Genomic DNA, 18,536 nt, shown 5'->3' on the forward strand with positions numbered 1-18,536 from the left:
GCAGGCGCACGAGTTGCGTGGCCGGGTGACCCCCCGGTGCCGACGCAGACACGACAGGGAGAGACCGATGGCAAAGGGCGACCCCGGGGGCACCACCCGCAGCAGGCGGGCAGCTCCCCGCTCCAGAAAGGGCGCGGCCGGCAACCCCGAGCTGGTGCAGCTGCTCACCCCCGAAGGCGAGCGGATCGACAGCGCCACCGGACCGGACGGCACCGAGTACCGCGTCGACTTCTCCGACGAGGAGTACCGCGGGCTGTACCGCGACCTGGTGCTGGTACGCAAGCTCGACGCCGAGGCGACCGCGTTGCAGCGGCAGGGCGAGCTGGGCCTCTGGGCCAGCCTGCTCGGCCAGGAGGCCGCGCAGGTCGGCTCCGGGCGGGCGCTGCGTCCGCAGGACATGGCCTTCCCGACGTACCGGGAGCACGGCGTCCTCTACTGCCGGGGCATCGACCCGATCATGCCGCTCGGCCTGTTCCGCGGCGTCGACCAGGGCGGCTGGGACCCGAACGAGTTCAAGTTCAACATGTACACGATCGTCATCGGGGCGCAGACCCTGCACGCGACCGGATACGCCATGGGCATCACCATGGACGGCAAGGTCGGCACCGACGACGGCGAGGCCGCGATCGCCTACTTCGGCGACGGGGCCACCAGCCAGGGCGACGTCAACGAGGCATTCGTCTGGGCCAGCGTGTTCAACGCGCCGCTGGTCTTCTTCTGCCAGAACAACCAGTACGCGATCTCCGAGCCGCTGGAGCGGCAGACCCGCGTGCCGCTCTACCAGCGGGCCGCCGGCTTCGGCTTCCCCGGTGTACGGGTGGACGGCAACGACGTGCTGGCGTCGTACGCGGTCACCCGCACCGCGCTGGACAACGCCCGGCACGGGCAGGGGCCGAGCCTCATCGAGGCGTACACCTACCGGATGGGCGCGCACACCACCTCCGACGATCCGACCCGCTACCGGATCGCCAGCGAGGTGGAGTCGTGGCAGGCGAAGGACCCGATCCTGCGGGTCAAGACCTTCCTGGAGAAGCAGCAGATCGCCGACGCGGCCTTCTTCGCCGAGGTCGACGAGCAGGCCCGCCGCGAGGCGGTGCACCTGCGCGAGCGCGTACTCACCATGCCCAACCCCGAGCCGGTGACGATGTTCGACCACGTCTACCCCAACGGTTCCCCGCTGCTCGACGAGCAGCGTGCGCAGTTCAACCGCTACCTGGAGTCGTTCGAGGGGAGCGCCCACTGATGGCCACGGAGACGCTCACCCTCGGCAAGGCCCTCAACACCGGCCTGCGCCGCGCCCTGGAGAACGACCCCAAGGTCGTCATCATGGGCGAGGACGTCGGCAAGCTCGGCGGTGTCTTCCGGATCACCGACGGGCTGCAGAAGGACTTCGGTGACCAGCGGGTCATCGACACCCCGCTCGCCGAGTCCGGCATCATCGGCACCGCCGTCGGCCTGGCCATCCGGGGCTACCGGCCGGTCTGCGAGATCCAGTTCGACGGCTTCGTCTACCCCGCGTACGACCAGATCGTGTCGCAGGTCGCGAAGATGCACTACCGCTCGGGCGGCAAGCTCAGCATCCCGATGGTGATCCGGATTCCGTTCGGCGGCGGCATCGGCGCAGTCGAGCACCACTCCGAGTCGCCGGAGGCGTACTTCGCGCACACCGCCGGCCTGAAGGTGGTGACCTGTGCCAACCCGCAGGACGCGTACGTGATGATCCAGCAGGCCATCGCCTCGGACGACCCGATCGTCTTCCTGGAGCCCAAGCGGCGCTACTGGGAGAAGGGCCAGGTCGACCTGGACGCGCCGCTGTCCGACGCGTACCCCCTGCACTCGGCCCGCGTGGTGCGGCCCGGCACGGACGTGACCGTGCTGGCGTACGGCCCGATGGTGCGCACCTGCCTGGAGGCCGCGACGGCCGCCGCCGAGGACGGCCGGGAGCTGGAGGTCATCGACCTGCGCACCCTCTCCCCGCTGGACCTGGGCGCGGTCTACGAGTCGGTGAAGCGCACCGGTCGCGCCGTCGTGGTGCACGAGGCGCCGTCCAACATCGGCCTGGGCGCCGAGCTGGCCGCCCGGATCACCGAGGAGTGCTTCTACTCCCTGGAGTCGCCCGTGCTGCGGGTGACCGGCTTCGACACTCCCTACCCGGCGGCCCGGGTGGAGGAGGAGTACCTGCCCGACCTCGACCGGGTGCTCGACGCCGTCGACCGCACCTTCGGCTGGTGAGCGGGATGTCCCGGATCAAGGAGTTCAACCTGCCCGACCTGGGCGAGGGGCTGACCGAGGGCGAGATCCTGGCCTGGCTGGTCAAGGTGGGCGACACCATCGAGCTGAACCAGCCGATCGTCGAGGTCGAGACGGCCAAGGCGGCGGTGGAGATCCCGGCGAAGTGGGCCGGGCAGGTACGGGCGATCTTCCACCCGGAGGGCACCACGGTCGAGGTCGGTACGCCGATCATCGCGATCGACACCGACCCGGGCGCCGGTCCGCTGGACGGCCCGTCCACCACGGCGGCGCCCAGCGGTGACCTGCCCACCCCGTCGGCGGCGTCGCTGGCGGCGGTGGAGGTGGCCCCGGCCGAGGGCATGGTCGAGCCCGGCCTGATCGGCGGGCCCGCCCCGGGCGGCCGCACGGCGGTCCTGGTCGGCTACGGCCCCCGCACGACCACCGCAAAGCGCCGCCCCCGCAAGAACGCCGCCCCCGCCCCCGCGCCGGCCCCCGCGCCGGTCGATCATGGAGCTGTGGTGGGCGACAAAGCCACTGTTACCCCGACGATTCCGGCACCACAAGTCCATGATCGACGCGATGGGGCGAACGGTGGCGGGGCCGGCCCGGCGGTGGCGGGCGGGGTGGTTCTGGCGAAGCCGCCGGTTCGGAAGCTCGCCAAGGATCTTGGGGTTGACCTGCGGGCGCTTTCCGGGTCGGGGCCGCTGGGCTCGATCACCCGGGAGGACGTACAGCAGGCGGCTCGCGGGGCCGTGGCGGTGGCCGAGCCGGTCGCGGCGACCTCGACCGCGACGAGCGCCGCGAGCTTCGGCGCGGACCGTGAGCAGCGCATCCCGGTCAAGGGGGTCCGCAAGCTCACCGCCGAGAACATGTCCCGCTCGGCGTTCACCGCCCCGCACGTCACGGAGTTCCTGACCGTCGACGTGACCCGGGCGATGAAGGCGTTGGAGCGCCTGCGGAGCCGGCGGGAGTGGCGGGACGTACGGGTCTCGCCGTTGCTGCTGGTGGCGAAGGCCGTGCTGCTCGCCGTCAAGCGTCACCCCATGGTCAACTCGACCTGGGCGGGCGACGAGATCGTGGTCAAGGAGTACGTCAACCTCGGCATCGCGGCGGCGACCGAGCGCGGCCTGATCGTGCCGAACGTCAAGGACGCCGGCCTGCTCTCGCTGCGCGAGCTGGCGGACGCGCTGAACGACCTGGTGCAGACGGCGAAGTCGGGCCGTACCTCGCCCGCGGACATGTCCGGCGGGACCCTGACCATCACCAACGTCGGGGTGTTCGGGGTGGACACCGGGACGCCGATCCTGCCGCCGGGCGAGTCGGCGATCCTCGCCTTCGGCGCGGTGCGGGAGATGCCCTGGGTGCACAAGGGCAAGGTCAAGGCTCGCCAGGTGACCACCCTGGGGCTGAGCTTCGATCACCGGATCATCGACGGTGAGCTGGGCTCGAAGTTCCTGCGCGACATCGGCGACTTCCTCGCCGACCCCGAGGCGGCGCTGCTCGCCTGGACCTGACGGGTCGTAACGCCAGCCACGGCCGGTGTGCCACGGGTTAACGCCCGGCACACCGGCCGTGTCCGTTGGGCGACGGAACCGTCGGCGACAGGCCCTGTTGACCTTTGATTGTTAGGCGGGTGTCCCAGCTCACCTAATAATCGATGGAAGTTGGCCGCCTTCTGCGGTTGAATAGACACATCAGGGGCCGACAACCGAATAGCCAGGGGGACCCAGCAATGAGCAGCATGATCGAGCGAATCCGCAACCACCGCGACGCCAACCGCCGCGCCCGTGCCATCGAGCACGCGCTGCGCTCGGCGAACTCGCCGGCCGTTCGCGAGGAGCTTCTCGTCATCGCCCAGCGTCACATGAGCTGACGCTCCACGACATTTCTCACCTCCTCCAGATCGATGGCCCACCCGGCTCACCGGGTGGGCCATCGGCGTTCCGCCCGCCCGTCACACCGGGACGCCCGCACGTGACACCGGGATTCCGCCCTGCCGCAACGCCCGGTACGGTGGGCTTCGGTCGCCGCCCGCCGGCCCGGCCGACGCCGAGCCGATAGAAGCTGCTCGACACCACCCGGCGACGGGCAGTGACGACCGGTGCTCCTTTGGACGCCCCATGGGGCCACCGGATACGGTGCGTGGAGCCGGCACGGCGGTACGCCGGTGACGCCGGCAGCCATGCCGAGGAAGACCGATCGGCACCGGCGGCCGACATGTGATGGAGGAGGCGCACCCATGACGTCCGAGGGCCCGCACCGTCCCGGCCAGGAGCCGGACGAGGTGTCGCCGGGCGCCGGCGGACCGGCGCCGTACGGCGACCGCCCGGCGCAGCCGGACAACGGCAGCAACGCTTCCGGCCCCGACCTGGGCTGGGCACCACCCCCGCCGCCCGCCCGACCGAACCCGTCCTGGGCGACCCAGGTGGAGCCGCAGCCGAACCCCGCGTGGGGCGCTGCCGCCGCACCGCAGCCCGGCGACCCGGCACAGCCCGCCTGGGCCGCCGGTGGCCCTCCGGAGCCGACCCCCACCGCCCAGTGGACTCCTCCGCAGCAGGGCTGGACGCCGCCCGAGCAGCCGGCCCCCGCGTGGCCCGCCGCCCCGGCCGCCCCCGCCGAGCAGCAGCCCGACTGGGCGCAGGCCCAGCCGGCCGCGCGAGGTGCCGCCCAGGTGCCCCCGGCCACCGCCGCCTGGCCCGCCCAGGACGACCCGTCCCGCTCGGGCGGATGGGCAGGCGGGGTGGCCCCGGTCAGCCCGCCTGACGACCCGTCCCGCTCGGGCGGATGGGCAGGCGGGGCAGCCCCGGTCAGCCCGCCGGCCCCGGAGTGGCACGGCGAGCCGGCGCAGCCCGCCGGCCGCGCCGCCGTACCCGCCCCGCAGGACGACTCGTCGGGGTCCGGTGGCTGGCCCGTCGGAGCAGCCGCCGCACGCGAGGACCAGCCCGTGTGGACGCCGGCCGAACAGGCGCCCCAGACCTGGGGCCAGCCGACCGAGCAGGCGTCGCCCGGTTGGGCACCCGCCGAATCGGCCGGAGCGCGCGGTGCGGCCCAGGTGCCGGCCGGTACCTGGCCCGCACCGGACGACGCCCCGCAGCCCGCGGCCTGGGGTGGGGCAGAGGCCCGTCCGCAGCAGCCGGACTGGGTGCTTCCCGCCCAGGACCAGCCCGTCGAGCGTCCGGAACCGACCGCGTGGCCCCAGGCCGAGCAGGCCGGCCCCGCGTCCGCCCGGGCCAGCGTGAGCGTGCCGGGCAGCGACGCGACGCCCGGCTGGGCCGCCGCCGGCCCGGACAACCCGGCGCCGGCCGCTGCCGGGGCCGCCGAGGTCCAGCCGTGGGCAGCGGGCGAGGTGTGGGGCCGCGCCGAGGCGGAGGCATCCGCACAGGCTCGTGGCGGCTGGGACGCCGACCGGGGCGACGAGCAGCCGGTCTACCAGCCCGCGCCCGCACCCGGCATCTCACCCGCCAACGCCGTGCCGCTGCCCCCGCAGGAGCAGCGCGTACCGGGTGCCAGCCTCGCCGCCGCCCCGCCGGCCGACTACGTGCCCTCGACGCCGTTCACCCCGATCCCGGAGCAGCCGGCGTACCCCGAGCGGGACACCCCGGACGCCGCCGTGCAGCACGACGCCGAACCGGCCGGCTGGGCCCGGGGCGAGGAGGCGTCCGCGGGTGCCGCCGTGGTGCCCGCTCCGCGTACCTCGCCGGAGTCGGGGTCCGGCCGCGCGGTCGTACCGGCGGCGGACGCCGAAGCGGCCGCGGGCGGGGCCCGTGCCTCGGCGAGCGCCTCGGTGCCGCTGGCCAGCCGGGTGATGCCCCCGGCCGACCAGGCGATGCGGCCGGCCAGCACGGCCGCACCCCAACCACGGGTGTACGGCCGTCCGTCGCGGCCCGAGGAGGACGAGCCGGAGCAGGCGGGTCCGGAGGCGTTCCAGGCCAGCCCGAGCCCCGAGCACCCGGGCGCGCCGGACTGGCAGCAGGACGCCGGCCGGCCCAACGCGCCGGACTGGCAGCAGGAGGGTCGGCCCAGCGCGCCGGACTGGCAGCAGGACGCCGGGCGGTCCAACGCCCCGGACTGGCAGCAGGACGCCGGGCGTCCCGCTCTGCCCGACTGGCAGCAGGCACCCGAGCGCCCGAGCCCGCCGGACTGGCAGAACGGGCCGGAGCGGCAGGGCTTCCCCGGTTGGGGCGAGGAACCGCCGTCCGCGCCGAACGGTTTCGGCGAGCCGCCCGCAGCGGCCGCCGCCGCGCCGCCGGCGTTCCCGCCCGGTGTGCCGTCCTTCGTCGACGCGCCCGGCAACAACCGGCCGGTGAACGGAGTTCGGCCGCAGTCCGGCGGTGAGCGCCCGGACGACCGGTTCGGACCGGGTGCGCCGGCCGCCGGGAACGGCGTTCCGGGCTTCGGTGGGCCGGGCGTCGAGCAGACGCCGGGGGCGCAGTTCCCGGCCTTCCCGCCGCCGCAGCCCACGCCCTCCTGGGGTCAGGAGGCCGGCGAATCGGACCAGGGCCGGTTCGACGCGTTCAAGCCGGACGCGGACGAGCCCAAGGTGGAGCCGCCCACGCCGAAGGTGCGCAACGGTCGCGTCCTGGCCGCGGTGCTGATCGCCGCCGTGCTCATCCTCGCGGTGCCGCTCGGTCTGCTGATGCTGCTCGGCAAGTTCGGTGGCGGGGACGACGCACCGGCCTTCAACCCGGCGGTCGGCACCTGTGTCAAGCAGGTCGGCCAGGGTGCCTCGGCGGTGGACTGCACCGAGCCGGGGGCGTTCACGATCGTCTCCAAGGTGGACGCGAAGGACAAGTGCGCCGACCCGGCGCAGCCCCACGTCGTGCTGCCCGGCGAGGGCACCAACCGGGTGCTCTGCCTCAAGCCGGCCACCAAGTAGGACCGACGACGGCGGGGTCACGGGCGACCGTGACCCCGCCGCTTCGCATCCCGGCGCGTGATCCACCCCCACTTCAGCGACGTGGGGGCGTCCCGCAGCCGGGATACCGCCACATCGGCGATGTGGAGTGGATCAACCCTGTCGCCCGGGTCACGGCGGCCGGAGCTGCGTGACGTGGCAGGCTGGCAGGCATGGGAACGACAGCGCGCGTACGGGCACCTGAGCTTCGGGGCCGGCAGTGGCTCAACACCGGCGGCAAGGACCTGACCCTCCAGGATCTCCGTGGCAAGATCGTTCTTGCCGATTTTTGGACCTTCTGCTGCATCAACTGCCTCCACGTGCTCGACGAGCTGCGGCCGCTGGAGGAGAAGTACGGCGACGTGCTCGTCGTGATCGGCGTGCACTCGCCGAAGTTCGAGCACGAGAAGGACGCCGACGCGCTGGCCGCCGCCGTCGAGCGGTACGGGGTGCACCACCCCGTACTCGACGATCCCGAGCTGGACATGTGGCAGCAGTACGCGGCCCGCGCCTGGCCGACCCTGTCGGTGATCGACCCCGAGGGGTACGTGGTGGCCACCATGGCCGGCGAGGGGCACGCCGAAGGGCTGGCCCGGCTGATCGACGAGCTGATCGCCACCCACGAGGCGAAGGGCACCCTGCACCGGGGCGACGGACCGTACGTCCCGCCGCCGGCACCGGAGACGGCGCTGCGCTTCCCGGGCAAGGCGGTGCTGCTGCCGGACGGCAACCTGCTGGTCTCCGACTCGGCGCGGCACTCGCTGGTCGAGGTGGCCCCGGACGGCGAGACGGTGGTGCGGCGGATCGGCTCGGGCGAGCGTGGTCGGGCGGACGGGCCGGCCGGCTCGGCGACCTTCTCCGAGCCGCAGGGCCTGTGCCTGCTGCCCACGCACGTCGCCGAGGTGGCCGGTTACGACCTGGTGGTCGCCGACACGGTCAACCACCTCCTGCGTGGCGTACGGCTGGAATCCGGCGAGGTGGTCACCGTCGCCGGCAGCGGACGGCAGTGGCGTGCCGCGGTCGACGACCACGCGCACGACGCGCTCTCGGTGGACCTCTCCTCACCATGGGACCTGGCCTGGTACGACGACAAGCTGATCATCGCGATGGCGGGTATCCACCAGCTCTGGTGGTTCGACCCGATCAAGCGGACCGCCGGCATGTACGCGGGCACCACCGTCGAGGCGCTGCGGGACGGCCCGCTGCCCGAGGCGTGGATGGCGCAGCCGTCCGGGCTCTCCGTCTCCGCCGACGGCACCCGGCTCTGGGTGGCCGACAGCGAGACCAGCGCCATCCGGTACGTCGAGAACGGGGTGCTGGGCACCGCCGTCGGCCAGGGTCTGTTCGACTTCGGGCACGTGGACGGGCCGGCTGAGTCGGCGCTGCTGCAACACCCGCTGGGCGTGTGCGCGCTGCCGGACGGCTCGGTGCTGATCGCGGACACGTACAACGGCGCGGTGCGCCGCTTCGACCCCGACAGCAACCAGGTCTCCACCGTGGCGGACGGGCTGGCCGAGCCGAGTGACCTGGTACTCACCCCGGCCGGTGAGGTGCTGGTGGTGGAGTCCGCCGCGCACCGGCTGACCCGGCTCGCCCCGGGCGCCCTGTCGGCGGCGGGCGCGAGCACGGTGGACGGCCCTCGGCACCGCACCGAGCGCAAGCCGACCGACGTGGCGGCCGGCGAGGTCACCCTGGACATCGTCTTCACCCCGGCCCCGGGTCAGAAGCTGGACGAGACGTACGGGCCGTCCACCCGCCTGGTCGTCTCGGCGTCCCCGCCGGAGCTGCTGCTCGACGGCGGCGGCACGAGCACGGAGCTGTCCCGCCGACTGGTGCTCAACGGCGAGATCACCGCCGGGGTGCTCCAGGTGACCGCGCAGGCGGCGACCTGCGACGCGGACGTCGAGCACGCGGCCTGCCACCTGACCCGGCAGGACTGGGGGGTACCGGTTCGGGTGGTCGACGGCGCCGCGACCCGGCTCCCCCTGGTGCTGCGCGGGCTCGACGCGTAGCGCAGCGGGCTCGACGCCCTGCACGACGGCCCACACCGCCAGCGTGGCCCGCACGCCCGGCGCTCAGGCGAACGGGGCCACCGTGACGCCGGCGTCGATCAGGCTGGCCCGCACCAGCTCGGCGGCGGACACCGCGCCCGGGGTGTCGCCGTGGACGCAGATCGACTCGACCGGACAGGGGATCACGGTGCCGTCCACCGCCACGACGGTCCGTTCGGTGGCCATCCGTACCGCCCGGGTGGCCACCTCCTCCGGGTCGCTGATCAACGCGCCGGGCGTACCGCGCGGCACCAGCGACCCGTTGGGCAGGTAGCCGCGGTCGGCGAAGGCCTCGGCGACCACCGGGAGGCCCGCGCCGACGGCGAGCTGGGCGAGCGTGGAGCCGGGCAGGCAGAGCACCGGCAGGTCGGGGTTGTGGTCGCTGACGGCGGCGACCACGGCCGCCGCCTGGGACTCGTCGGTGGCGGCGGCGTGGTACAGCGCGCCGTGCGGCTTGAGGTAGCGCACCCGGGTACGGAAGATCCGGCAGAACGCGTCCAGGGCCCCCAACTGGTAGGTGATCTCGTCGCGCAGCTCGGCGAAGTCGTACGCGATCCGCCGCCTGCCGAAGCCGGCCAGGTCCCGATAGCCGACCTGCGCGCCCACCGCGACCCCGTGCCGTACCGCGCCCTCGCAGACCCGGCGCATCGTGGACGGGTCACCGCCGTGGAAGCCGCAGGCCACGTTGGCGCTGGTCACCAGGGCCAGCAGCGCGTCGTCGTCGCCGAGGCGCCAGATGCCGAATCCTTCGCCCAGATCAGCGTTGAGGTCCATGAAACCTGACGGTAGTACCTGGTCGGGCCTGCGCGAGCGGGGTCACGTCGGTGACCACCCCGATGACCGGGTAACCGCCGGTGGTCGGGTGGTCGGCGAGGAAGATCAGCGGTTGGCCGTCCGCCGGCACCTGCACCGCGCCGAGCACGATGCCCTCGCTGGGTAGTTCGCCGGCCACCGCGCGGGGCAGCGGCGCGCCGGCGAGCCGCGCGCCGACCCGGTTGCTGACCGGGCTCACGGTGTACGCGCTGCCGAACAGCAGGTCGAGCGCGGTCGGGGTGAACCAGTCGTCACGGGGGCCGAGGTGGACGCCCAGGCGCAGTTCCGGCGCGGGGGTCACTCCGACGGTCACGTCCACCGGTGCGGGTTCGCCGGTCGGTACGCCGAGCGGCAGCCGGTCACCGTCGCGCAGCGGGGCCGGGCCGAGTCCGGCGAGGGTGTCGGTGGCGCGGCTGCCCAGCACCGTCGGCACGTCGATGCCCCCAGCGACGGCCAGCCAACTCCGTACGCCCTGCCGGGCCGGACCGACGCGCAGCACCGTGCCGGCGGGCAGGCTGAGCGGACGTCCGGTGTCCCCCGCCCGGTCGCCGGCCCGCACGGTCACCGGGGCGCCGGTGATGGCCACGGTGGTGGCGCGGGTCAGCCGCAGCACGCAGCCGGTCAGGGTGATCTCCAGGCCGGCCGCCTGCTCGGGGTTGCCGACCAGCCGGTTGGCGAGCCGGAGGGCGGCCGGGTCGAGCGCGCCGGACCGGGGCACGCCGAGGTGCGCCCAGCCGGGCCGGCCGAGGTCCTGCACGGTGGTGAGCGCCCCGGCGCGCAGCACCTCGATCTCGGCGGAACCCGTCACGCCGCCACCATCCGCACGCGGGTGCCGGGGCTGAGCCGGGCGGGCGGGTCGCTGTCGACGTCGAAGAGGGGCAGCTCGGTCCGGCCGACCAGCAGCCATCCGCCGGGGGACGCGCTGGGATAGATCCCGGCGTACGGGCCGGCCAGGGCGACCGAGCCGGCCGGTACCCGGGGGCGGGGGGTGGGTAGCCGGGGCAGCGCCAGTTCGGCGGGGAGCCCGGTCAGGTAGGGAAACCCAGGCGCGAAGCCGCAGAACGCGACCCGAAACGGTGTGCCGGTCAGCCGACGCAAAACCCCCGCCACGTCCAAGCTCCACCGCTCAGCAACGACCAACAGATCCGGCCCGTCAAACACAACCTCCACAACAACCTCCGCGCCCACCCCACGCGCCGATCTTGCACTTTCTGTCGTCGATATGCCCCGATCGAGCCGTTCTGTCGGCGCAGAAAGTGCAAGATCGACGGGGTGGGAGGGGGAGGTGGGGGTGCGGGCGGCGTCGATGACCTTGGGGGTCCAGTGGGACAGCAGGGTGGCGGTTGCGGCGGGGTTCGGTAGGCCGTCGAGCAGGACGGTGCTGGCCGCTGGGACGATCTCCAGCGCGGTCAGGTCTCCGCGTTCGCGGCGCTCCCACAACTCGGCCCGCCATGCCTCCACCAGGTCGGACGCGGCCAGGCCGGCGGAGCCACCGCACTCGATCAGAAGGGCGTGCGCCCCGACGGGCCGAATCCGCATCGCCCCATCTTCACCGACGGACGCCCCCTCCATCCCTCGCGATCTTGCACTTTCTGTGGCGACAAATGGAGCCATCCACTCATCTCCACCACCGAAACTGCAAGATCGGCGCGTGCCACGCGTCACCGGCCGGACTACTTGAAAGTAACCTACGGTGCCGTAACCTGAGGACGTGACCACCTCCGCCCCGCTTCGCCTGAAGCCGGTCGACATCGGCAAGCCCCGGATGCGCGGCTGGCTGCACACGTATGCCTTCTTCGTCGCCCTGGTCGCGGGCATCGTGCTCTGCTCGATCGCCGCCTCCCGCCCGGGCTGGACGCCCCTGGTGAGCTGCGCCATCTACAGCCTGACGGTCTGCGGATTGTTCGGCACCAGCGCCCTCTATCACCGTCGGGTGTGGTCGGAGCGCGGCTACCAGGTGATGCGTCGGCTGGACCACTGCATGATCTTCGTGTTCATCGCCGGCACGTACACCCCGCTCTGCGCCATGCTGCTCTCGACCCGGCAGGCCACCATCATGCTGGCCCTGGTCTGGGGTGGGGCCCTGGGCGGCGTGGCGCTGAAGCTCGTCTGGCCGCACGCGCCGCGCTGGGTGTCCGCGCCGCTCTACCTGGCGCTCGGCTGGGTCGCGGTCGCCATGCTGCCGGACATCCTGCACGGCGGCGGCGTGACGGCGTTGGTGCTGCTGATCGTCGGCGGCGCGATCTACAGCGTCGGCGCGGTCTTCTACGCCCTGCGCCGGCCCAACCCGTGGCCGACGGTCTTCGGCCACCACGAGTTCTTCCACGCGTGCACGCTGGTGGCCGCGCTGTGCCACCACGTCGCGATCTACTTCGCACTGTTCGCCTGAGTCGTCATCCACAGCAGCGAGCCGGGACCCCGCCACGCTGCGGGACCCCGGCTCACAGGATTGCGGGTCAGACCGGGCGACCCGGCCGACGCACCTCGCGGTACTCCCGCATGACCTGGTCGTCCTGGACCGGCACCACCCGGTCGACCACCACCGGTTCCTCGCGGACCGGGGCGGCGACCACGGTACGACGGCGGCTGTTCCAGAAGTAGAGGGTGACCAGCAGGCCGGCGACGCCGGCGAGCATCAGCACCCAGCCGACCACGGCGAGGTTCAGCCACCCCAGGTCGGCCTCCACGGCGAATGCGAAGATCGCGCCCAGCGCGATCAGGAAGATGCTGCCACCAATGCCCATGTCTCGCTCCTCGGCTCTAACCTGGCGTACGACCCGCCGCGGGCCGTTGGTAGGGGGTGCGGCATCCCTGGACTTACCCCGGCAGGGAGATCGCCAATCGGGCAAGCTGAGGGCATGACGGACACCCCCTCCGAGGTACGGACACTGGTGTTGCTGCGGCACGCGAAGGCCGAGCCGGGCAGCGAGGGTACGGACGACGCGCAGCGTCCGTTGAGCGCCCGTGGGGAGGCCGACGCGGCGGCGGCCGGCGCCTGGTTGGCGCACCACCGACTGCTGCCCGACGTGGTGCTCTGCTCGACCGCGCGGCGGACCCGGCAGACCTGGCACGGCGTGGCGATGGGGATGGCGGGCACGCCGCCGGAGGGCGGGCCGACCGGTCCCCGCCCCAGCGTGCGGTACGAGCCCGGCGCGTACGACGCCCTCCCCGAGGAGCTGTTGGCGCTGGTCCGGACGGCCGATCCGGCGGCTCGGGTGGTGCTGTTGATCGCCCACAATCCGGGCGTATCGCTGCTGTCCGCGCTTCTCGACCCGGAGACGGCGGACGAGGAGGGGCTGCGGACCGCCGAGTTGGCGGTGCACACCAGCGCGGCCACCTGGACGGAATGGGGCCGGGGCGGCGCGCCGGTCGCCCGGCGGCACACGGCACGCGGCTGAGCCACCCGCCGGACGGTGGGTGGCTCAGGCGTACGCGCTCAGGAGGTCAGGACGGTGGCGCGGTCGGCGGCGGAGGGTCCGGCGGCGGGGGCATCATCGCGGTGGGATGGGACAGCCGGTTCTCCTCCACGATGAGGGTCCGGGCCCGCTTGCGCCGGTCCTGCCAGAACCAGAGGGTGGTCAGCAGCACGGCCAGCCCGGCCAGGATGAACACCCAGCCGACCGCGCGCAGGTCGATCCACCAGACGTTGGCCCGGATCGCGAAGGTCATGATCGCGCCGAGCGCGATGAGAAAGATGCCGCTTCCTACACCCATGTGCGCTGCACTCCCCCGTGCGGTGGCTCTGGGCGTTCCCGTGGTCGAGGCGGGTTACCCGCCACGGCAGCGGCATACCCGACCGCGCCCGGCCAACACGCGCGCAGGTCGCGCCGCTCGGGTGGTGCCCCGGAGACGGCGACGGCCGGCGGGACGTCAGCCCCGCCGGCCGTCGAGAGGGTGCCGGGTGGTGCGACCCGAAACCGCTCAAGCGTGCCGTGGCACGGTCAGAAGGCCTCCTCCGGGAGGTCCATGATGTCGAGGTCGGTGCCCTCGATGATCCGCCGGTCGGCACCGATACGCGGCAACACCTCACGGGCGAAGAACCGGGCGGCGGCCACCTTGCCGGTGTAGAACGCCTTGTCGGTGGCGGAGACCTCGCCGGCGAGGGCCTTGAGCGCCACGTCGGCCTGCTTCTGCAGCAGCCAGCCGACGACCAGGTCACCGATCGCCAGCAGGAACCGCCGGCTGCTCAGGCCCACCTTGTAGAGCGCGCGGGGGTCGCCGGCCTGCGCCTCGCCCAGCCAGCCGGTCAGCACACCGAGGATGTTCTGGATCTCGGCCAGCGCCTTGCCGAGCGCCTGCCGCTCCTCCTTGAGCTGGCCGTTGCCCGCCTCGGTGGAGATGAACTCCTGGATCTCGCCGGACACCGCCAGCAGCGCCTTGCCGTTGTCCCGGACGATCTTGCGGAAGATCAGGTCCAGGCTCTGGATGGCGGTGGTGCCCTCGTACAGGGTGTCGATCTTGGCGTCCCGGACGTACTGCTCCAGCGGGTAGTCCTGGAGGAAGCCGGAGCCACCGAAGGTCTGCAGGGCCTCGTGCCCGAGCAGCTCGTACGCCCGCTCCGAACCGACGCCCTTGACCAGCGGCAGCAGCAGGTCGTTGACGCGCTTGGCCAGCTTGGTGGCCTTCTCGTCGCCGGCCGCCTCGGCGATGGCGACCTTGTCCTGCCAGCTCGCGGTGTAGCAGACGAGCGCCCGCAGGCCCTCGGCGTACGACTTCTGCAGCAGCAGCGAGCGCCGCACGTCCGGGTGGTGGGTGATGGTGACCCGCGGGGCCGTCTTGTCGGCCTGCTGGACCAGGTCGGCGCCCTGCACCCGGTTCTTCGCGTACTCGAGGGCGTTCAGGTAGCCGGTGGAGAGCGTGGCGATCGCCTTGGTGCCGACCATCATCCGGGCGTACTCGATGATCATGAACATCTGCCGGATGCCGTCGTGCTTGTCACCCAGCAGCCAGCCCTTGGCCGGCACGCCGTGCTCGCCGAAGGTCACCTCGCAGGTGTTGGAGACCTTCAGGCCCATCTTGTGCTCGACGTTCGTGGCGTAGACGCCGTTGCGCTCGCCCAGCTCGCCGGTGGTCTCGTCGAAGTGGAACTTCGGCACCACGAAGAGGGACAGGCCCTTGGTGCCGGGGCCGCCGACGCCCTCCACGCCGACCGGGCGGGCCAGCACGTAGTGCACGATGTTGTCGCTCAGGTCGTGCTCGCCCGAGGTGATGAAGCGCTTCACGCCCTCGATGTGCCAGCTGCCGTCGGGCTGCGGGACGGCCCGGGTACGGCCGGCGCCCACGTCCGAGCCGGCGTCCGGCTCGGTGAGCACCATCGTGGAGCCCCACTGCTTGTCGATGAAGAGCTTGGCCCACCCCTGCTGCCGCTCGGTGCCCTCGACGTGCAGGACGTGCGCGAAGGAGGGGCCGGAGGCGTACATCCAGACCGGCGCGTTCGCGCCGAGCACCAGCTCGGCGAGGGACCACCAGAGGGCGCGCGGGGCGTTGGTGCCGCCGAGGGCCGGCGGCAGGTCCAGCCGCCAGAACTCCGAGTCCATGAACGCCTGGTACGACTTCTTGAACGACTCCGGCAGCGGCGCGGTGTGCGTGGCCGGGTCGAAGACCGGTGGGTTGCGGTCGCTGTCCGTGTAGCTGGCGGCCAGGTCCTCGCGGGCGAGGCGGTCCACCTCGGCGAGGAAGCTCCGGGCCGTGTCGATGTCGAGATCCGAGTACGGCTCCTGGCCGAACGCCCGGTCCGCCCCGAAGACCTCGAACAGGTTGAACTCGAGGTCCCGAAGGTTGCTCTTGTAGTGGGTCATGCTCACTGGTCCCGCTTCCGGACAGGTGTTACCGATCAGTAACCACGACTGTATTACTCACGGGTAGGCAGCGACAACCCGATCACATAAGTGACGGCGATTACACAGTTTCCGTCCGGTGGGCCCGCTCAGCTCTCGGCGGCGCCGACTTCCCAGCTCGGCACGGCCGACGTCACCCCGGTACGGGAACCGACGTACTCCATCAGGACCAGGGCGATGTCGTCGTCCAGGTGGCCGTGCACCCACTCGACGAGGGCGGTTTCGAGCGAGGCGAGCCCGTCGGCGACCGTGCCGTGTCCGAGCAGCCGCCACGCCCGGTCGGCGGTCGGGAAGAACTCGCCGTCCCGACGGGCCTCACCGAGGCCGTCGGTGAACAGCAGCAGCCGGTCGCCCGGTTCCAGGCGTTCCACCCGGGGCCGGACCGCCGGCATGAAACCGAGCGGCGGCGCCGGCGCCGGCGGCTCCAACGGGATCACCGCGCCCCGGCGCAGCAGCAGCGGCGACGGGTGGCCGCAGTTGACGATCGTGAGGGTGCCGCCCCGCTCCTCGACCAGCGCGGCGGTCACGAAGTCCTCGTCGCCGACGTTGCGGGCCACCGCGCGGTCCAGGTCGGCGACGACGGCACGCAGGTCGGCCCGCTCGTAGGCGACGTGCCGGTACGAGCCCAGGACGATGCTGGCCAGGCGAACCGCGTCCAGCCCCTTGCCGCGTACGTCACCAATGATCATGCGGACGCCGTACGGGGTGTCGATCGCCTCGTACAGGTCACCGCCGATCTCGGCCGTGGCGGTGGAGGAGATGTAGCGACCGGCCACCGAGAGCATGCCGATCTGCGGTCCGAGCGGACGCAGCACCGCTTGCTGGGCCACCGACGCGAGCTTGGTCAGCTCGGCGATCTGCTCCGCCTGCCGCTGTCGTACCCAGGCCACCGCCACGGCCAGCCCGCTCGCGAGCCCGACGGCGACCATGTTGACCGAGTTCACCAACATCATCTTCGGATCGGTCACCGCGAAGGCGATCCCGATCACGGTCGCCACGGCGCCCACGCCCAGCACCACCCGCCAGGCCGCCAGCGCGGCGGCCAGGATCGGGGCGGCGGCCAGGAGCGCGACGTAGTGGGCCCGACGGCCGTCGGCAAGCTCCAGCATCGAGACGATCGCGAGCAGGACGACGGCCGCGCCGAGGCCGGCGCGGGATCCGGGGCTCAGCGGGCTACGGCCCGACTGGAGGAGTCGCGTGGGTACGAGGGACAGCATGCCTGATCGACGTGAACCGGTGAATGAACCTGGCCCGTCGTCCGAGGATGTTCTGTCCGGCCGGCCCACACCTGCCACCGTATCGGCGTTCTCAAATACGCTCAGCCGAGTACCTCGTAGCGAACGGTGAGCGCGCCGACGTCGACCGAGGCGATGGTGGCGAAGGCGGCCCGGGACAGATCGAGGCAACGGCCGTCGATGAACGGGCCCCGGTCGTTGATCCGCACGACGACCGACTTGCCGTTGCTCGGGTTGGTCACCCGGACCTTGGTGTTGAACGGCAGGGTCTTGTGCGCGGCGGTGAGCTCGTTCGGGTTGAACGACTCGCCGTTGGCCGTGAGCTGCCCGTCGGAGTAGAAGGAGGCGCCACACGAGCCGCTGTCGAGGACCTTCGCCGCCGCCGTGGTCTTCTTGACCTTGGGGCTCGGCTTCGGCGACGCGGTGCGTGCCTTACCCCGGGAGGCGGCCTGCGGGGACCGGCTGGCGGACGGGCTGGCCGTCACACTCGGCGTCGCGGTGGCACTGGCGCTCGCGGAGGGGGTCGGGGAGCCGGGGGTGAGGCTGCCGGCGCTGGTGGGGGTGAATTCCAGCGCCGCCTGCCCCGACTGGCCGGAATCGGACGCGAGTTGGACGGCACCGACCGTGCCACCGACGGCCAGGGCGACGCCGACCGCCGCGGTGGCCGCGATGCCCGCCGGAGAGGAGAAGATGCGGCTACGGGAGTGCCTACCTGCCACCGGCCCGGTCCTTTCGTCGATTGAACAAACCGGGTCGGACCGTAACGAGAGAAGCACTTCCGAAGTCAACGTGATCATGGTGGTATGCCAGGATTTGCCCCGTAGCTATAGCCGATCATCCGAGGCGCGGATGGGTCGAGCGGCCCAGGTGCGGACGCACCGAGCACCCGTGCCGCACGATGGACCGATGCCCACCGAGCTGACCGGACGCCTGGCCGCCCTGTTCCGCTGGATCGACCCGGGCCCGGGCGCCACCCACCTGGTCAGCGACATCTCCGGCTGGTGGCGCGACTCGACGGTGCTGGCCGAGCTGGGTCCGGCCCTGGTGGCCCCGTACCGGACGGCCCGGCCGACCGTGGTGCTCGCCCCCGCGGTCACCGGCCTGCTGCTCGGACCGCTGGCCGCGACCGCCCTCGGCGTCGGCTTCGTGGCCGCGCACAAGCCCGGCGACGGCAGGCTGCCGGCCGGCCCGCTCACCTGGGCACAGAGCCCGCCGGACTACCGGGGCCGGCAGGTCGACCTGGCCGTACGGGACCGGCACCTCGGCCCCGACGACCGGGTGCTCGTGGTGGACGACTGGGTACGCACCGGCGCCCAGATCCGCGCCCTCTACGACATCTGCGCCGCGCGCGGCGCGCAGGTGCTCGGCGCGGCCGTGGTGACCGTCGACTGCCCACCGGAGACCGCCGCCGCGCTGCGGATCACCGGTCTGATCACGGGCGCGGAACTGCCGGGTTGACTTGAAGCGCGCTTCA

Annotated in this window: 17 protein-coding genes; 9 read left to right on the top strand and 8 right to left on the bottom strand. The window is 72.7% G+C overall.

Annotated features, from left to right (window positions below; translation table 11 throughout):
* The first annotated feature begins 67 nt into the window (after positions 1–67).
* The 6 genes from pdhA (at position 68) to AC3EN4_RS12530 (ending at position 9,138) form a co-directional block, all read left to right on the top strand.
* A complete protein-coding gene (gene pdhA / locus AC3EN4_RS12505; RefSeq protein ID WP_422737650.1) occupies positions 68–1,243 on the top strand; it encodes a pyruvate dehydrogenase (acetyl-transferring) E1 component subunit alpha in 1,176 nt (391 codons plus the stop codon).
* Positions 1,243–2,232, top strand: coding sequence for an alpha-ketoacid dehydrogenase subunit beta (locus tag AC3EN4_RS12510; RefSeq protein WP_435206080.1), 990 nt, complete (start codon positions 1,243–1,245; stop codon positions 2,230–2,232). Before pdhA ends, AC3EN4_RS12510 begins: the two co-directional genes overlap by 1 nt.
* 5 nt (positions 2,233–2,237) lie before the next feature.
* The gene (locus AC3EN4_RS12515; RefSeq protein ID WP_435206183.1) at positions 2,238–3,746 is read left to right on the top strand and encodes a dihydrolipoamide acetyltransferase family protein; all 1,509 of its coding nucleotides are present in this window, start codon (positions 2,238–2,240) and stop codon (positions 3,744–3,746) included.
* A 218-nt stretch (positions 3,747–3,964) separates the two neighbouring features.
* A complete protein-coding gene (locus AC3EN4_RS12520) occupies positions 3,965–4,105 on the top strand; it encodes a hypothetical protein (RefSeq protein ID WP_357129538.1) in 141 nt (46 codons plus the stop codon).
* Between the two features lie 366 nt (positions 4,106–4,471).
* Positions 4,472–7,108, top strand: coding sequence for an LppU/SCO3897 family protein (locus tag AC3EN4_RS12525; RefSeq protein WP_435206081.1), 2,637 nt, complete (start codon positions 4,472–4,474; stop codon positions 7,106–7,108).
* Between the two features lie 191 nt (positions 7,109–7,299).
* A complete protein-coding gene (locus tag AC3EN4_RS12530) occupies positions 7,300–9,138 on the top strand; it encodes an NHL domain-containing thioredoxin family protein (protein ID WP_435206082.1) in 1,839 nt (612 codons plus the stop codon).
* Between the two features lie 63 nt (positions 9,139–9,201).
* On the opposite strand, the gene AC3EN4_RS12535 is transcribed toward AC3EN4_RS12530, so the two are convergent.
* From AC3EN4_RS12535 to AC3EN4_RS12545, 3 genes are read right to left on the bottom strand one after another with little or no spacing between them, the layout of a single operon-like run.
* Entirely contained in the window at positions 9,202–9,951 is a 750-nt protein-coding gene (locus AC3EN4_RS12535; protein WP_435206083.1) for a LamB/YcsF family protein, read from the bottom strand.
* Positions 9,935–10,897, bottom strand: a complete 963-nt coding sequence (locus AC3EN4_RS12540; RefSeq protein WP_435206084.1) for a 5-oxoprolinase subunit C family protein — start codon at positions 10,895–10,897, stop codon at positions 9,935–9,937. Before AC3EN4_RS12540 ends, AC3EN4_RS12535 begins: the two co-directional genes overlap by 17 nt.
* Positions 10,795–11,529 (bottom strand): 5-oxoprolinase subunit B family protein, encoded by a 735-nt coding sequence (locus tag AC3EN4_RS12545; protein WP_435206085.1) that lies wholly within the window; start codon positions 11,527–11,529, stop codon positions 10,795–10,797. The genes AC3EN4_RS12540 and AC3EN4_RS12545 overlap by 103 nt, the downstream gene beginning before the upstream one ends.
* 172 nt (positions 11,530–11,701) lie before the next feature.
* Between AC3EN4_RS12545 and trhA the strand changes: the two genes are divergently transcribed.
* Entirely contained in the window at positions 11,702–12,379 is a 678-nt protein-coding gene (trhA, locus tag AC3EN4_RS12550) for a PAQR family membrane homeostasis protein TrhA (protein ID WP_435206086.1), read from the top strand.
* 67 nt (positions 12,380–12,446) lie between these two features.
* Here trhA and AC3EN4_RS12555 read toward each other — a convergent pair whose 3' ends face one another.
* Positions 12,447–12,734 carry a DUF6458 family protein gene (locus tag AC3EN4_RS12555; protein WP_435206087.1) on the bottom strand — a complete coding sequence of 96 codons (288 nt, stop codon included), beginning with the start codon at positions 12,732–12,734 and terminating at the stop codon, positions 12,447–12,449.
* A 114-nt stretch (positions 12,735–12,848) separates the two neighbouring features.
* On the opposite strand from AC3EN4_RS12555, the gene AC3EN4_RS12560 reads away from it, so the two are divergent.
* A complete protein-coding gene (locus tag AC3EN4_RS12560; RefSeq protein ID WP_435206089.1) occupies positions 12,849–13,388 on the top strand; it encodes a SixA phosphatase family protein in 540 nt (179 codons plus the stop codon).
* 46 nt (positions 13,389–13,434) lie between these two features.
* Here the strand turns inward: AC3EN4_RS12560 and AC3EN4_RS12565 are convergent, their stop codons facing one another.
* The 4 genes from AC3EN4_RS12565 to AC3EN4_RS12580 all read right to left on the bottom strand — a co-directional run bounded on the left by AC3EN4_RS12565 (position 13,435) and on the right by AC3EN4_RS12580 (position 17,781).
* Positions 13,435–13,704, bottom strand: coding sequence for a DUF6458 family protein (locus AC3EN4_RS12565; RefSeq protein ID WP_007454197.1), 270 nt, complete (start codon positions 13,702–13,704; stop codon positions 13,435–13,437).
* A 227-nt stretch (positions 13,705–13,931) separates the two neighbouring features.
* The gene (locus tag AC3EN4_RS12570) at positions 13,932–15,788 is read right to left on the bottom strand and encodes an acyl-CoA dehydrogenase (RefSeq protein WP_422740879.1); all 1,857 of its coding nucleotides are present in this window, start codon (positions 15,786–15,788) and stop codon (positions 13,932–13,934) included.
* A 128-nt stretch (positions 15,789–15,916) separates the two neighbouring features.
* Positions 15,917–17,044, bottom strand: coding sequence for a PP2C family protein-serine/threonine phosphatase (locus tag AC3EN4_RS12575; RefSeq protein WP_435206090.1), 1,128 nt, complete (start codon positions 17,042–17,044; stop codon positions 15,917–15,919).
* A gap of 101 nt (positions 17,045–17,145) precedes the next feature.
* On the bottom strand, positions 17,146–17,781 hold the full coding sequence (locus tag AC3EN4_RS12580) for a septal ring lytic transglycosylase RlpA family protein (protein ID WP_435206091.1): 636 nt from the start codon (positions 17,779–17,781) through the stop codon (positions 17,146–17,148).
* A gap of 187 nt (positions 17,782–17,968) precedes the next feature.
* On the opposite strand from AC3EN4_RS12580, the gene AC3EN4_RS12585 reads away from it, so the two are divergent.
* Positions 17,969–18,520, top strand: coding sequence for a phosphoribosyltransferase family protein (locus AC3EN4_RS12585; RefSeq protein WP_435206092.1), 552 nt, complete (start codon positions 17,969–17,971; stop codon positions 18,518–18,520).
* Positions 18,521–18,536 lie beyond the last annotated feature (16 nt).

The organism is Micromonospora sp. bgisy143 (genome assembly GCF_057708145.1).